Below are 13,782 nucleotides of genomic sequence, written 5' to 3' on the forward strand. Positions count from 1 at the left end.
TTCATTCTTGCTCATGGATCTGCCGCATCGCCTTTTCCTGGTCGGTCATGCTGCGCGCAAAACCCTGACTGTGGAACAAACGCTCGCCGTAGTCGACGATCGGCTTGCCTTCGCGCCCCAGTTCCACGCCCAGCCAGGGCAGCCGCCAGATCACCGGGGCCACCAGGCAGTCGGCCAGGCTCATCTCGGGATTGAGGAAGAACCGGGCCGCCTTGAACAGCGGCACGGCGGACAGCAGGTGCTCGCGCAGGCGCTTGCGCGCGGCATCCGCCGGCCGGCCGCCGGCGCGGACGATGTCCACCTCGGTGAGCCAGTCCTTCTCGATGCGCACCGCGGCCACCCGCAGGCGCGCGCGCGATTGCGGGTCGATCGGCATCAGCGGCGGGTGCGGATAGCGTTCGTCGAGGTATTCGCAGACCACCGAGGTGTCGAACAGGGTCAGGTCGCGGTCCACCAGGGTCGGCGTGCTGGCGTAGGGGTTGAGGTCGACCAGATCCTCCGGCGGCCTGGCCGGATCCACCAGCACCCGTTCGTAACTGACCCCCTTGGCGGCCAGCACCAGCCGCGCGCGATGGCATTGCACATCGTCGGCCGTGGTGTAGAGCGTCAATACAGTACGCGAGCGAGCGCTTGGGACCATGCGCGATTCCCCATCGTTGATACGACCGCGGCGGCTCGTGGCCGCCGCGGTCGGTTGGTGCCATCCGTACTCAGTGGACGTCTTTCCAGTATTCCTTCTTCAGCAAGGCAGCCAGGAAGGTGAAGAACGCCAGGAACAGCAGCACCCAGATGCCGTAATGGTGGCGCTGCAGCGCGGCCGGTTCGGAAGCGTACTCCAGGAAAGTGGTCAGGTCGCGGGTGGCCTGCTGGAACTGCGCCGGGGTCAGCTTGCCCGGCTGCGACAGCACCAGCTTCTCCACCGCCGGATCCTCGCCCGCCTTGGCCGGCTTCATCTCCGCCGTCTGCAGGCCCTGCAGCTCCCACAGCGGGAACGGCATCGACGCGTTCGGGAACACCGTGTTGTTCCAGCCCACCGGGCGGCTCGGGTCCAGGTAGAACGAATTGAGGTAGGCGTTGACCCAGTCGGCGCCCTTGGAGCGCACTTCCAGCGACAGGTCCGGCGGAGCCTTGCCGAACCACTTCGCGGCCGCATCCTCCGGCATGTGCGAGACCACGGTCTCGCCGAACTTGGCGCCGGTGAAGTTGAGGTTCTGCATCACCTCCTGCTCGGACAGGCCCAGGTCCGTGGCGATCCGCTCGTAACGCATGTACTTCAGCGAGTGGCAGCCGACGCAGTAGTTGAAGAACAGCTTGGCGCCGCGTTGCAGCGAAGCCTGGTCCTGCACGTTGGTGCCGGCACTGGGCAGGGCGCCGCCTTCCGACGCCTGCACCGGCACGCTGCCGACGACCAGGCCAAGCGCCAACACCACCGGGAAGATGTATCGCTTCATTAGCAGCTGCCGCTTAGTCATGCGTCGTCACCCGTTCCGGAACCGGCTTGGTCTTTTCCCAGCCGTAGTATGTGTAGGCCCAAAGGAATACGAAGAACCCGAAGTAGACCAGCGTCATCAGGCGGCCGAACAGGTTCTCCCAGAACGTCACGTCCACGTTGCCGAACCAGGCCGGGATCACTTCGGCGGTGACGCCCGCGCCGACCGCGCCCAGCATGATGTACGCCACCACGAACAGCCCCAGCGCCACCTTGAAGCCGGTGCCGCGGTAGCGGATCGACTTCACCTGGCCGCGGTCGAGCCACGGCAGCAGGAACAGCAGCGCGATCGCGCCGAACATGCCCAGCACGCCCCACACCGCGGTGCCGAACAGCGACGGGATCATGCGCAGGATCGCGTAGAACGGGGTGAAGTACCACACCGGCTTGATGTGCGAAGGCGTCGCCAGGTTGTTCGCCGGGATGAAGTTGTCGTGCTCCAGGAACCAGCCGCCGAAGGTCGGCGCGAAGAAGATGATGAAGGCGGCGATCAGCAGGAAGAAGCCCACGCCGACCAGGTCCTTCACCGTGTAGTACGGGTGGAACGGGATGCCGTCGGTCGGCTTCAGCGCATCCCAGCGATTGCCCTTGGGACCCTTCTTGATCTCCACGCCATCGGGGTTGTTCGAACCCACCTCGTGCAGCGCGGCCAGGTGCAGCACCACCAGCAGCAGCAGCACGATCGGCAGCGCGACCACGTGCAGCGCGAAGAAGCGGTTGAGCGTGGCGTCGGCCGGCAGGAAGTCGCCCATGATCCACTCGACCAGGTCGCCGCCGATGTAGGGAATGGTGCCGAACAGCGAGATGATCACCTTGGCGCCCCAGAACGACATGTTGCCCCACGGCAGCACGTAGCCCATGAACGCCTCGGCCATCAGCGCCAGGAAGATCAGCATGCCGAGCAGCCACACCAGCTCGCGCGGCTTCTTGTACGAGCCGTACATGATGCCGCGGAACATGTGCAGGAACACCACCACGAAGAACAACGATGCGCCGGTGGAGTGCATGTAGCGGATCAGCCAGCCCCACTCCACGTCACGCATGATGTACTCGACCGAGGCGAAGGCTCCCGCCGCGCTCGGGTTGTAGTTCATGGTGAGGAAGATGCCGGTGACGATCTGGTTGACCAGCACCAGCAGCGCCAGCGAGCCGAAGTAGTACCAGAGGTTGAAGTTCTTCGGCGCGTAGTACTCGGTCATGTGCTTGCGGTACATCGGCATCATGCCGGGCGCGCGCTCGTTGACCCAATCGCCGATGCTCGTGAATACGTTGGCCATTAGCCAGCCTCCTTCGGATCCACGCCAATCTGGATGGTGCTGTCGTCGATGAAGTGGTACGGCGGCACCGGCAGGTTCTTCGGCGCCGGCACGCCGGCGTAGACGCGACCAGCCAGGTCGTAGCGCGACTTGTGGCAGGGGCAGTAGAAGCCACCCTTCCACTCCGGGTCGAACGGCTCGGGCTTGATCTCGGGCACGAAGTCGGGCACGCAGCCCAGGTGCGTGCAGATGCCGATCACCACCAACCATTCCGGCTTGATCGAGCGCCCCTCGTTCTGTGCGTATTTCGGCTGCTGGTCCGCGGAGACGCCGTTGGACTTGGGGTCCACCAGGCGCGAATCGACCTGCGGCAGCGTGGCCAGCTGCGCCGCCGTGCGGTTGAGCACGAACACCGGCAGGCTGCGCCACGAGACGATGAGCAATTGCCCCGCCTCGATCTTGGCCAGGGACTGGGTAACCGGAGCACCAGCGGCCTTGGCACGCGCGCTGGGTTCCCACGACTTGATGAAGGGCACGGCTGCCGACACGATTCCGATGCCACCAACCACTGCGGTGGTCGCTGTCAGGAAACGGCGGCGGCCGTGATCGACGACTTCGTTCGCCATCAGGCTCTCCGGATTACTTGCTTGCCATTGAGACACAGGCTTTTGGTGCCTGCAAAAATCGCGTTAGTGTAGCGTCAGCCCCTGCCCCGTACAATCAACCGCATCGCGACGGGCCCGGCCCGCCGCCACATTCGCCACGACCCGCCGGACCCCCATTCACGACATGAGACATGCCGCCGGCACCCTCCTCTTCATCGCCCGCTTCGCCATCCTCGGCCTGGCGATGGCGTTCGTGGTCGGCCTGTTCTGGCCCGGCAGCGGCGAGCGCCTGCGCGCGCGCTTCGGCCTGACGGCGCCGGCGCCGGCCAGCCAGCCCCATGCCGCCGGCGGCCCCGTATCCTACGCCGACGCCGTGGCGGCCGCGGCACCCTCGGTGGTCAACATCTACGCCAACAAGATCGTCACCGAGCAGGCCGTCCGGATGTACGACAACCCGGTGCTGCAGCAGCTGTTCGGCGGCCAGCCCACCACGTTCCAGCACCGCGAGCAGACCCTCGGCTCCGGCGTCATCGTCAGCGCCCGGGGCCAGGGCTACGTGCTGACCAACAACCACGTGATCGCGCACGCCGCCGACATCCAGGTGCTGCTGTACGACGGCCGCATCGCCAAGGCCAGCCTGGTCGGCGCGGACGAGGAATCCGACCTGGCGGTGCTGAAGATCGACGCCAGCAACCTGCCGGTGATCCACATCGCCGGGCAGCCGCTGCGCCCCGGCGACGTGGTGCTGGCGATCGGCAACCCGCTCGGCCTCAACCAGACCGTCACCATGGGCATCGTCAGCGCGATCGGCCGCCAGTTGAACGGCTCCAGCGCCGAGGACTTCATCCAGACCGACGCCGCCATCAACCTGGGCAATTCCGGCGGCGCCCTGGTCAACGCCGAGGGCGAACTGGTCGGCATCAACACCTTGCTGATCGGCAAGGCCGCCGGCGCCGAAGGCATCGGCTTCGCGATCCCGGTCACCACCGCCAAGAAGGTGCTGGACCAGATCATCGCCACCGGCCACGTGGTGCGCGGCTGGCTCGGCGCCGACTACGCGTTCGTGCCGGTGGCCGCCGACAGCGGCCTGCCCGCGGCGGCGCGCGGCGCGCTGGTCACGGCGGTCTACCCCGGCAGCCCGGCGGCATTGGCCGGCATCCGGCCGCGCGACATCCTGCTGCGCCTCGGCAGCGACGACATCCTCGACCCGGCCGACCTGCGCCGGCACGAGGCCGCGCTCAAGCCCGGCAGCAAGGTGGCGATCTCGGGGCTGCGCAACGGCAGTCCGTTCCACGTCGAAGCTACCCTGGTCCAGCGCCCGGCGATGAGTGCCGACGGCATGCCGGACGGCTGACGGATCAACCCGGCCCGCGCGCGGCCAGCGGCGGATGGATCACCGCGCCGTAGCGCTTGCGCAGGGTGTCCACCCGCTCCACGTAGACCCGGGTCTCGGCATAGGGCGGCACGCCCCGGTAGCGCTGCACCGCGCCGGCGCCGGCGTTGTAGGCGGCGGCGGCCAGCCGTTCGTTGCCGTCGAAATTGCGCAGCAACAGGCCCAGGTAGCGCGCACCGCCGCGGATGTTCTGCTCGCTGTTGAACGCATCCAGCACGCCCATGTCGCTGGCCGTGCCGGGCATCAGCTGCATCAGCCCCTGCGCGCCCTTGAGCGACAGCGCGCGCGGGTTGAACGCGCTCTCGGCGTGGATGATCGCGCGCAGGAACGCCTCGTCGACGCCGTACTCGATGCTGGCGGCGCGGATGGTATCGGCGTACGCGGTGAGGTTGAGCGGCACGCTGCCCCAGTGGATCGGCGAATGCAGGTTGCACGCGACGCAGGTGGCGATGTAGGTGAACAGCATGGTCACCGCGCGGCCCTTGCCGCCGGCCGGCGGCAGGTTGGTGTATTCCACGCTGCCGTCCGCGCGCACGATGCGGTAGACCGCGCCGCGCAGGACCCTGTCGGCCGCCGCGGTCGCCACCGGTGCCGCCGTCGCCGCAGCGGCCTGCGATTCGCGATAATTCCACTGGCCCGGCTTGCCGGCAGTCGCCGCGGGAAGCCTCGCGCCGGTCATGGCCAAGCCCTGTACGGCCGCCAGCGAGGTCTGCTCCGCCGGCACTCCGCCGATGCGCTGGGCGCTGGTTTCGACCGTCCCACGCACGCCGGTCAGCGAGGCCGCTCCGGTGCCATCCGCCGCAAGGCCGCGCGCCGTGGTCACGGCCGAACCGGCCACCTTGCCCAGCGATGCCCGCGGCGGCACCCGGCGGCGTGGCGCAGGCGCGGCGTAGCTGCTGATCGCCTTGCAGCCCTGGTAGCCGGCTTTGCTGCTGCTGAACACCGCCTCGCCGCTGGAGCCGGTGCACTGGTACAGCGTGGCCGCCCCCGCCGGCGACCACCACAGCAACGCGCAGCCGAACGCGACCCCGCAAAGGATCGAACGTAATGGGAAGCCCCCGGCAGGCCGATCGGCGCTTCCCCCATGGCTTGCGACGCCGAACATGGATGCAGTGTGCCGCCGGCGGGCGCCAGCGCCAAGTACGAACCGGCGATTCCGTGCGCCATGCGACGTTCCGGGCGGCCACCACCGGAATCGGCGCCGCGATCGCCCTGTCCCCGCAAGTGATTGATCCGCCATGCCGAATTACTGGCGACGCCGCGTGCACGGGGGTAAACTGCATGGTCCATCGGGTTGCGCGTCCGACTTCACGAACCACGGTACCCCACGCCAATGAGCGGCAAGCCAGCTCTCCATAAACTTTTCATCAAGACCCACGGCTGCCAGATGAACGAGTACGACTCGGCCAAGATGGCCGACGTGCTGAAGGCCTCGCATGGGCTGGAGCTGACTCAGGACGAGTCCGAGGCGGACGTGATCCTGATCAATACCTGCTCGATCCGCGAAAAGGCGCAGGAAAAGGTCTTCAGCCAGCTCGGCCGCTGGAAGCAGCACAAGCAGGGCGGCAAGCCGGTGCTGATCGGGGTCGGCGGCTGCGTGGCCTCGCAGGAAGGCGCGGCGATCGTCAAGCGCGCACCCTACGTGGACCTGGTGTTCGGCCCGCAGACCCTGCACCGCCTGCCCGAACTGATCGAGAAGCAGCGCGAGACCGGCAAGCCGCAGGTGGACATCTCCTTCCCCGAGATCGAGAAGTTCGACCGCCTGCCCGAGCCGCGCGCCGAGGGCCCCACCGCCTTCGTCTCGATCATGGAAGGCTGCTCCAAGTACTGCAGCTACTGCGTGGTGCCGTACACCCGCGGCGAGGAGATCAGCCGTCCGTTCGACGACGTGCTGGTGGAAGTGGCCCAACTCGCCGCGCAGGGCGTGCGCGAGGTGAACCTGCTCGGCCAGAACGTCAACGCGTACCGCGGCCCCACCCACGACGACGCCGACTCGCACCTCGGTGCGAGTCGTGACGGTGGTTATGCCGACCTCGCGGTGCTGATCCACGCGATCGCGCAGATCGACGGCATCGGCCGCATCCGCTTCACCACCTCGCACCCGCTGGAGTTCTCCGACTCGCTGATCGAGGCCTACGCCAACGTGCCGCAGCTGGCCAACTACCTGCACCTGCCGGTGCAGGCCGGCTCCGACCGCATCCTCGGCGCGATGAAGCGCGGCTACACCGCGCTGGAATTCAAGCAGAAGATCCGCAAGCTGCGCGCGGTGCGGCCGGACATCTGCGTCTCGTCCGACTTCATCGTGGGCTTCCCCGGCGAGACCGACGAGGATTTCGAGAAGACCATGAAGCTGATCGACGACGTCGGCTTCGACCAGAGTTTCTCCTTCATCTTCTCCGCGCGCCCCGGCACGCCGGCGGCCAACCTTGCCGACGACACGCCGATGGCGGTGAAGCACCAGCGCCTCGAACGCCTGCAGGCTGCGATCAACGCGAACGCGCGGAAGATCAACCAGGCGATGGTCGGCACCGTGCAGCGCGTGCTGGTGGAAAAACCCAGCGCGCGCAACCCGGACGAACTCAGCGGCCGCACCGAGAACATGCGCTACGTGAACTTCGCCGGCCACCCGCGCCTGATCGGCCGGTTCGTCGACGTGGTGATCACCGACGCGATGAGCAACTCGCTGCGCGGGCGGGTGCGGCTGGCGGCTGAAGACGCCACTTGACGGCGACGCGCTGCCCGGCTCTTTCGCGATCGTGAGCAACCCCCTCCCGACCTCCCCCTGCGAGCAGGGGGAGGAGCATGGCAATAGGAGGCTTTACTCCCTCCCCTGCTCGCAGGGGAGGGCTGGGGAGGGGTTGCTCCTCGCCATCAATCCAGCCGCTTGCGAAAGCGCAATATGGCCAGCGCCATCATCAGCACGGTGAATGCAGCCAATGCCAGCACCTCGCCCCACATCTCCCACAGGCCGGCGCCGCGCAGCATCACGCCGCGGATCAGGCGCAGGAAATGGGTCAGCGGCAGCACCTCGGCGAACCACTGCACCGGCTTCGGCATGCCGGCGAACGGGAACATGAAGCCGGACAGCAGGATCGACGGCAGGAACACGAAGAACGTCATCTGCATCGCCTGGAACTGCGACTGCGCACGGGTGGAGATCAGCAGGCCCAGGGTGAGGTTGGCGAGGATCAGCAGCCCCGATGCCAGATACACGTCGAGCAGGCTGCCGCGAATGGGCACGTCGAACAGCCAGACGCCCAGCGCGAGCACCACGCTGGTCTGCACCAGGCCGATCGCCACATAGGGCAGCACCTTGCCGACCATCAGCTCGGTGCTGCTCAGCGGCGTGGCGATCAGCAGCTCCATGTTGCCGCGCTCGCGCTCGCGCACGACCGCGATGGCGGTGAACAGCACCATGGTCATGGTCAGGATCACCCCGATCAGGCCGGGCACGATGTTGAGCGCCGAACGCCGCTGCGGATTGTAGAAACCGACCACGCTGATCCGCCCGCCCACCGGCGTGCTGGCCAGCGGCGCGCGCATGTCCGGCGCGGCGCTGTCCAGCGGGGTCTGCGCGAGCTGCGCGGCAGCGGCCTGCACCGCCGTGTCGCTGCCGTCGACCAGCACCTGGGCCACCTCGCGGCCGTCGATGCGGCGTCGCTCGAAATCCGGCGGCACCACGATGCCGATGCCAATCCGGCCGCGCTGGATCATCGCCATCAGTTCCTGCGGCGTATCCGCCCTCGCCACCGGCGCGACCACGCCGGTGGCCAGCATGTCCAGCACCAGCGCCCGCGAGCCGGCGGTGTTGGCCTGGTCGGCGATGCCGGCGTCGAGCCCGCGCAGGTTGGTGTTGATCGCGTAGCCGAACAGCACCAGCTGGATCGCCGGTATGCCCACCACCATGGCCAGCGTGACGCGGTCGCGGCGCAGCTGGCGCAGCTCCTTGACCACGATCGCCCATAGCCGGCGCCAGTTCATGCGGCGCGCTCGCGGTCGGCACCGCCCTTGCGCGTGGCGGCGACGAACACGTCCTCGAGGTTCGGCGACGCGGGGACGACCCTGGCCTGCTGCGCCGACGCGGCCAGCGCCTGCTCCATTCGCCGGGCGACAGCATCGCTGCCGTCGGCGGCCAGCACGCGCAGGGTATTGCCGACCTGGGCCACGCCGAGCACGCCTGGCACATCGACCAGCGCGCGCTGGGCCCACCGCGGATCGGCCGCCTCGACGGCGAAGGTGCGCCCTTCCAGCTGCGCGGTCAGCTCGAGCGGCGTGCCGTCCGCCACCAGCACGCCGCGGTCGAGGATGGCCAGCCGATGGCAGCGCTCGGCCTCGTCCATCAGGTGGGTGGAGACCAGCAGCGTGGTGCCGGCATCGGCCAGCTCGAGCAGTTTCTCCCAGAAATCGCGGCGTGATTCCGGGTCGACCGCGCTGGTCGGCTCGTCGAGGAACAGCAGTTGCGGCTCGTGGATCACCGCACAGGCCAGCGCCAGGCGCTGCTTCTGGCCGCCGCTCATGGTGCCGGCCAGTTGCTGCTGGCGGTCGCCGAAATGGTATTGCGCGACCAGCTCGTCGATGCGGCGTTTCGTCCCCGCCTTCGGCACGCCCTGGATCGCGGCGAGGAACTCCAGGTTCTCGCGCACGCTGAGGTCCTCGAACAGCGAGAATTTCTGGGTCATGTAGCCGATGTGCGGGCGCAACGCGTCGGCCTGCGCCGGGATGCGCAGGCCGAGCACCTCGATCTCGCCGTCGCTTGGGGTGAGCAGCCCGCACAGCATGCGGATGGTGGTGGACTTGCCCGAGCCGTTCGGGCCGAGGAAGCCGTACACGCGCTTCATCGGCACCTCCAGGTCGACATGATCCACCGCCACCAGCTGGCCGAAGCGCCTGGTCAGCCCGCGCGCGCGGATCGCCACGCCGTCGGCGCCGGCGGTCACCTCGCGGCCCCGCGGAACTCGGCGTGCACCGGCAGGCCGGCGGGCAGTTCCGCCGCGTCCGCGCCCAGCGCGACTTCGGCGAGGTAGCTCAGCCGCGCCGCGTCGTCGCCGATCAGCGCGTAGTACGGAGTGAAGTCCGGCTCGCTGCGGATCATCCGCACCTTGCCGGCATACGGCGTTCCGCGGCCGGCCACGAACACCCGCACCGGATCGCCGACGCGCACGCCGGCGCGCTGCTGCACCGGCACGTAGATGCGCGCGTACGGCGCGTCGCCCGCCAGCAGGATCGCCAGCGGCGCGCCGACCGGCGCCTGGTCGCCGAGCTTGTACGGCAGGCTGTCGATGCGCCCGGCGCGCGGCGCCACGACGGCCAGCTTGCCCAGCAGCACCTGCTGCGCACCGACTTGTGCGTCGGCCGCCGCCAGCGCGGCCCGGGCCTGCGCGATCTGCTCCGGACGGGTGCCGTGCAGCAGTTCGTCCAGCGCGGCCTGTGCCGCCGCCGCCTGGCCATCGGCATTGCCGGCCGTGGCGCGGGCGCGGTCGAGGTCGGCGGCGGCCACGTAGCCGTTGCCCTTGAGCGGGGCCAGCCGCGCGTAGTAGGCCCGCGCCTCGCGCGCCTGCGCCTGCGCGGCCGCGAGGTTCGCGCGCGCCTTGTCGATGTCCTCGCGGCGCGGCCCGGTTTCGAGTTCGGCCAGCAGCTCGCGCTGCTGCCGCGCCTGTGCCTGCGCCGCGGCGAGTTCGGCGCGGGTGTGCGCGGGATCGAGCTGCAGCAGCGACTGGCCGATGGCGACCCGTTCGCCCTCGCGCACGTCGATCGCCACGACGCGCTCGGCCGCCGGGGCCGGCAGGGTGATGCGGTCGAACTCGAGCGTGCCCAGCGCCTGCGGCGGCGCCGGTCTGCAGGCGACGAGAACGAAAAGGACGGACAGCGCCGCCAGCGATCGGCGAAACATGCGTGCGGCATTCATGCATTTCCTCCCGGCCCCGCGGCGCCCACGCCGTGGGCAAGCAGCGCCAGCGTATGTCCAATCATCACTTCCGGCCCCAGCCCCTCGGCGCCGAACACGCGCCGCCAGATCGGCGCGCCGGCGGCGGGAAACAGGGTCAGCCCGACCAGCGAGACGACCAGCAGGCGCGGATCCAGCGCCGCGTTCAGCCGTCCATTCGCCTGCGCCGCGGCGAAGCGCCGAGCCAGCAGCTGCGGCACGCCCGGCACCGCCTGGGTGAACAGCACCTCGCGCAATGCGCCGCCTTCGCACAGCACCTCGCGCACCCACAGCGCCGGCAGCCAGGGGTGGCGTTGCACCGCCTCGCCGATGCCGCGGGCGAAGGTGCCGATCAGTTCGGACGGATCGTCGCCGGCGCGCTCCAGCCGGGCGCGCAGCGGCGCCAGCGTGGGCAGCAGGCGTTCGTCGACCAACGCCTGTACCAGCCGCTCCTTGTCGCCGAAGTAGTAATGCAGCAGCGCCGGCGTGACGCCTGCCGCGGTGGCGATCGCCCGCAACGAGGTCGCGCCGATCCCCACCCGGGCGAACTGCGCGATCGCGGCGTCCAGCAGGTGCTGGCGCAAGTCCCGGTCGTCGCCGCCGGGTCGCCCGGCGCGGCGGCCGGCCTTGGAGCGTTTGTTCGGAGTGGTCATGCCCATAAATTAATTCATCATTTAATTATTTGCAAACCGCTTGTCGGGCGGGCCTTCGCCATGGCCCTGTCGGCGCCGACGCGCTACTCTCGCGCCCCTATGAGCGAACTCAACCAGCGCGATTTCACCCTCGATCCCGAAGACAACGCACGCCTCGCCAACCTGTGCGGCCCGTTCGACGAGCACTTGCGCCAGGTCGAGCTGCGCCTTGGCGTGGAGATCAACCATCGCGGCGGCATCTTCCAGGTAATCGGCGAAGACGCTCCCGCGCGGGCCGCCGAAAAGGTGCTGCGCGCGCTGTACGCCGCCACCGGGGACGAGGCGCTGACCGGCGCGAGGATCAACCTGCAGCTCGCCGAATCCGGCATCGACGCGATCACCGAGGCGGCCGCCGAAGGCGCCCAGGAAGTGGTGATCAAGGTCAAGCGCGGCGTGATCAAGGGCCGCGGCCCCAACCAGGCGCGCTACCTGCACGCGATCGCCGGCCACGACATCAACTTCGGCGTGGGCCCGGCCGGCACCGGCAAGACCTACCTGGCGGTGGCCAGCGCGGTCGAGGCGCTGGAGGCGAACCGGGTGCAGCGGCTGATCCTGGTGCGCCCCGCGGTCGAGGCCGGCGAGAAGCTGGGCTTCCTGCCCGGCGATCTCAGCCAGAAGGTCGATCCCTACCTGCGCCCGCTGTACGACGCGCTGTACGAGATGCTCGGCTTCGAGAAGGTGGCCAAGCTGATCGAGCGCAACGTGATCGAGATCGCCCCGCTGGCCTACATGCGCGGGCGCACCTTGAACGATTCCTACGTGATCCTCGACGAGGCGCAGAACACCACGGTCGAGCAGATGAAGATGTTCCTCACCCGCATCGGCTTCGGCACGGTGGCGGTGATCACCGGCGACGTCACCCAGGTCGACCTGCCCCGCAATACGCGCTCGGGCCTGCGCCAGGCGATCGAGGTGCTGCGCGGCGTGGGCGGCATCAGCTTCACCTTCTTCACCTCGCGCGACGTGGTGCGCCACCCGCTGGTGGCGAAGATCGTGCGCGCCTACGAGGCGTTCGAGCAGAAGGACGAGGGCGGCGAATGAGTGCGGCGCTGACGCTCGCCGTGGGCTACGCCGTGCCGCGCGCCGGGGTGCCCGCGCCGGCCAGCTTCCGCCGCTGGGTCGAGGCGGCGCTGCGCGGGGCGAAGCGGCGCAAGCGCACCGAACTGGCGATCCGCATCGTCGATGCCGACGAAGGCCGCACGCTCAACCGCAACTACCGCGGCAGGGACTACGCCACCAACGTGCTGTCGTTCCCCGCCGAACTGCCGCCCGGGGTGGCGCTGCCGCTGATCGGCGACCTGGCGATCTGCGCCCCGGTGGTGGTGCGCGAAGCCGCCGAACAGGGCAAATCGCCGCGCGACCACTGGGCCCACCTCACCGTCCATGGCGTGCTGCACCTGCTCGGCCACGACCACATCGAGGAGGCCGAGGCCGAGGCGATGGAGGCGCTGGAAACCCGCATCCTCGCTGGCCTGGGCATCGCCGACCCGTACCGGTAAGGAGGCTTGTGCCCTGAACCGTCACGGGTTTTCCGCTAGAATCGGCCTTCCGCCCGGTTTCGGGCAGACACCCAACGAGTAATGAGCGACGACCCTGGCAGTACCAGCGGCCCGGCCCACCGAACCTGGTGGGATCGACTGGGCCACATGTTTTCCGGCGAGCCGCGCAACCGCGACGAACTGATCGAGGAATTGCGTTCCGCCCAGACCAACGGACTGCTGTCCGTGGACACCCTCACCATGGTCGAGGGGGCCATCAAGGTCACCGAACTGAGCGTGGACGACGTGATGGTCCCGCGCATGCAGATCGTGATGCTGGCCGCCGAGTCGCCGCTGCCCGACATCCTCGCCGCCGTGGTCGAATCCGGCCACTCGCGCTTCCCGGTGCACGGCGAGGACAAGGACGAGATCCTCGGCATCCTGCTGGCCAAGGACCTGCTGAAGTACTTCGGCGCCGCCGAGCATTTCGACATCCGCGCGATCCTGCGTCCGGCCGTGCTGATTCCCGAGTCGATGCGCCTGAACGTGCTGCTGGAGGAATTCCGCCTCAGCCGCAACCACATGGCGCTGGTGGTCAACGAGTACGGCGGCGTCGCCGGCCTGGTCACCATCGAGGACGTGCTCGAGCAGATCGTCGGCGAGATCGACGACGAGCACGACGACGAGGTGGAGCCCGAGCTGATGCACGAGCAGCCCGGCGGCGACTGGCTGGTCAGCGCGCTGACCCCGATCGAGGATTTCAACGAACAGACCGGCGCCGATTTCCCCGACGAGGAATACGACACCGTCGGCGGCATGGTCACCGCCGAGTTCGGCCACCTGCCCGAAGTCGGCGAAGAGGTCGGCATCGGCGACTACCTGTTCCACGTCACCGAAGCCGACGATCGCCGCGTGCAGGCATTCCGCGTGGTGAAGCGGTAGGAGC

14 protein-coding genes are annotated in these 13,782 nt (G+C 68.8%); 5 read left to right on the forward strand and 9 right to left on the reverse strand.

What is annotated here, in order from left to right; translation table 11 throughout:
• Position 1: 1 nt before the first annotated feature.
• The 4 genes from RHOFW104R8_RS02935 to petA all read right to left on the reverse strand — a co-directional run bounded on the left by RHOFW104R8_RS02935 (position 2) and on the right by petA (position 3,371).
• The gene (locus RHOFW104R8_RS02935) at positions 2-640 is read right to left on the reverse strand and encodes a glutathione S-transferase N-terminal domain-containing protein (RefSeq protein ID WP_068095019.1); all 639 of its coding nucleotides are present in this window, start codon (positions 638-640) and stop codon (positions 2-4) included.
• Positions 641-710: 70 nt separating this feature from the next.
• Positions 711-1,451, reverse strand: coding sequence for a cytochrome c1 (locus tag RHOFW104R8_RS02940; RefSeq protein WP_068095021.1), 741 nt, complete (start codon positions 1,449-1,451; stop codon positions 711-713).
• Between the two features lie 13 nt (positions 1,452-1,464).
• Complete coding sequence (locus tag RHOFW104R8_RS02945) at positions 1,465-2,766, reverse strand: cytochrome bc complex cytochrome b subunit (protein WP_068095024.1); 1,302 nt, start codon at positions 2,764-2,766, stop codon at positions 1,465-1,467.
• Positions 2,766-3,371, reverse strand: a complete 606-nt coding sequence (gene petA / locus RHOFW104R8_RS02950) for a ubiquinol-cytochrome c reductase iron-sulfur subunit (RefSeq protein ID WP_068095027.1) — start codon at positions 3,369-3,371, stop codon at positions 2,766-2,768. The genes RHOFW104R8_RS02945 and petA overlap by 1 nt, the downstream gene beginning before the upstream one ends.
• A gap of 163 nt (positions 3,372-3,534) precedes the next feature.
• Here petA and RHOFW104R8_RS02955 point away from each other — a divergent pair, with 163 nt between their 5' ends.
• On the forward strand, positions 3,535-4,704 hold the full coding sequence (locus tag RHOFW104R8_RS02955) for a S1C family serine protease (protein ID WP_068095030.1): 1,170 nt from the start codon (positions 3,535-3,537) through the stop codon (positions 4,702-4,704).
• A gap of 4 nt (positions 4,705-4,708) precedes the next feature.
• Here RHOFW104R8_RS02955 and RHOFW104R8_RS02960 read toward each other — a convergent pair whose 3' ends face one another.
• Positions 4,709-5,752, reverse strand: coding sequence for a lytic transglycosylase domain-containing protein (locus RHOFW104R8_RS02960; RefSeq protein WP_235604448.1), 1,044 nt, complete (start codon positions 5,750-5,752; stop codon positions 4,709-4,711).
• Positions 5,753-6,076: 324 nt separating this feature from the next.
• Here RHOFW104R8_RS02960 and miaB point away from each other — a divergent pair, with 324 nt between their 5' ends.
• Positions 6,077-7,468: a tRNA (N6-isopentenyl adenosine(37)-C2)-methylthiotransferase MiaB gene (miaB, locus tag RHOFW104R8_RS02965; RefSeq protein ID WP_068095034.1), complete on the forward strand. Its 1,392-nt coding sequence runs from the start codon at positions 6,077-6,079 to the stop codon at positions 7,466-7,468.
• Between the two features lie 146 nt (positions 7,469-7,614).
• Here the strand turns inward: miaB and RHOFW104R8_RS02970 are convergent, their stop codons facing one another.
• The 4 genes from RHOFW104R8_RS02970 to RHOFW104R8_RS02985 are packed head-to-tail and all read right to left on the reverse strand — an operon-like array spanning position 7,615 to position 11,325.
• Entirely contained in the window at positions 7,615-8,724 is a 1,110-nt protein-coding gene (locus RHOFW104R8_RS02970; RefSeq protein WP_068095037.1) for an ABC transporter permease, read from the reverse strand.
• Entirely contained in the window at positions 8,721-9,653 is a 933-nt protein-coding gene (locus tag RHOFW104R8_RS02975; protein ID WP_068095048.1) for an ABC transporter ATP-binding protein, read from the reverse strand. The genes RHOFW104R8_RS02970 and RHOFW104R8_RS02975 overlap by 4 nt, the downstream gene beginning before the upstream one ends.
• Before the next feature lie 23 nt (positions 9,654-9,676).
• Positions 9,677-10,648: an HlyD family secretion protein gene (locus RHOFW104R8_RS02980; protein ID WP_068095040.1), complete on the reverse strand. Its 972-nt coding sequence runs from the start codon at positions 10,646-10,648 to the stop codon at positions 9,677-9,679.
• Positions 10,645-11,325 carry a TetR/AcrR family transcriptional regulator gene (locus RHOFW104R8_RS02985; RefSeq protein ID WP_235604449.1) on the reverse strand — a complete coding sequence of 227 codons (681 nt, stop codon included), beginning with the start codon at positions 11,323-11,325 and terminating at the stop codon, positions 10,645-10,647. Before RHOFW104R8_RS02985 ends, RHOFW104R8_RS02980 begins: the two co-directional genes overlap by 4 nt.
• 93 nt (positions 11,326-11,418) lie before the next feature.
• Here RHOFW104R8_RS02985 and RHOFW104R8_RS02990 point away from each other — a divergent pair, with 93 nt between their 5' ends.
• From RHOFW104R8_RS02990 to RHOFW104R8_RS03000, 3 genes are all read left to right on the forward strand, one after another.
• A complete protein-coding gene (locus tag RHOFW104R8_RS02990; RefSeq protein ID WP_068095043.1) occupies positions 11,419-12,399 on the forward strand; it encodes a PhoH family protein in 981 nt (326 codons plus the stop codon).
• Positions 12,396-12,857 (forward strand): rRNA maturation RNase YbeY, encoded by a 462-nt coding sequence (gene ybeY / locus RHOFW104R8_RS02995; RefSeq protein ID WP_068095045.1) that lies wholly within the window; start codon positions 12,396-12,398, stop codon positions 12,855-12,857. Before RHOFW104R8_RS02990 ends, ybeY begins: the two co-directional genes overlap by 4 nt.
• An 81-nt stretch (positions 12,858-12,938) precedes the next feature.
• Positions 12,939-13,778: an HlyC/CorC family transporter gene (locus tag RHOFW104R8_RS03000; protein ID WP_068098996.1), complete on the forward strand. Its 840-nt coding sequence runs from the start codon at positions 12,939-12,941 to the stop codon at positions 13,776-13,778.
• Positions 13,779-13,782: the final 4 nt, after the last annotated feature.

Source organism: Rhodanobacter sp. FW104-R8 (assembly GCF_001617365.1).
In the GTDB taxonomy this organism is placed as follows: Bacteria; Pseudomonadota; Gammaproteobacteria; order Xanthomonadales; family Rhodanobacteraceae; genus Rhodanobacter.

What these genes read in the sequence shown, in the direction of transcription:
- RHOFW104R8_RS02935 (WP_068095019.1), bottom strand. Translation starts at nt 640, where the DNA reads ATGGTCCCAAGCGCTCGCTCGCGTACTGTATTGACGCTCTACACCACG.
- RHOFW104R8_RS02940 (WP_068095021.1), bottom strand. Translation starts at nt 1,451, where the DNA reads ATGAAGCGATACATCTTCCCGGTGGTGTTGGCGCTTGGCCTGGTCGTC.
- RHOFW104R8_RS02945 (WP_068095024.1), bottom strand. Translation starts at nt 2,766, where the DNA reads ATGGCCAACGTATTCACGAGCATCGGCGATTGGGTCAACGAGCGCGCG.
- petA (WP_068095027.1), bottom strand. Translation starts at nt 3,371, where the DNA reads ATGGCGAACGAAGTCGTCGATCACGGCCGCCGCCGTTTCCTGACAGCG.
- RHOFW104R8_RS02955 (WP_068095030.1), top strand. Translation starts at nt 3,535, where the DNA reads ATGAGACATGCCGCCGGCACCCTCCTCTTCATCGCCCGCTTCGCCATC.
- miaB (WP_068095034.1), top strand. Translation starts at nt 6,077, where the DNA reads ATGAGCGGCAAGCCAGCTCTCCATAAACTTTTCATCAAGACCCACGGC.
- RHOFW104R8_RS02970 (WP_068095037.1), bottom strand. Translation starts at nt 8,724, where the DNA reads ATGAACTGGCGCCGGCTATGGGCGATCGTGGTCAAGGAGCTGCGCCAG.
- RHOFW104R8_RS02980 (WP_068095040.1), bottom strand. Translation starts at nt 10,648, where the DNA reads ATGAATGCCGCACGCATGTTTCGCCGATCGCTGGCGGCGCTGTCCGTC.
- RHOFW104R8_RS02985 (WP_235604449.1), bottom strand. Translation starts at nt 11,325, where the DNA reads ATGGGCATGACCACTCCGAACAAACGCTCCAAGGCCGGCCGCCGCGCC.
- RHOFW104R8_RS02990 (WP_068095043.1), top strand. Translation starts at nt 11,419, where the DNA reads ATGAGCGAACTCAACCAGCGCGATTTCACCCTCGATCCCGAAGACAAC.
- ybeY (WP_068095045.1), top strand. Translation starts at nt 12,396, where the DNA reads ATGAGTGCGGCGCTGACGCTCGCCGTGGGCTACGCCGTGCCGCGCGCC.
- RHOFW104R8_RS03000 (WP_068098996.1), top strand. Translation starts at nt 12,939, where the DNA reads ATGAGCGACGACCCTGGCAGTACCAGCGGCCCGGCCCACCGAACCTGG.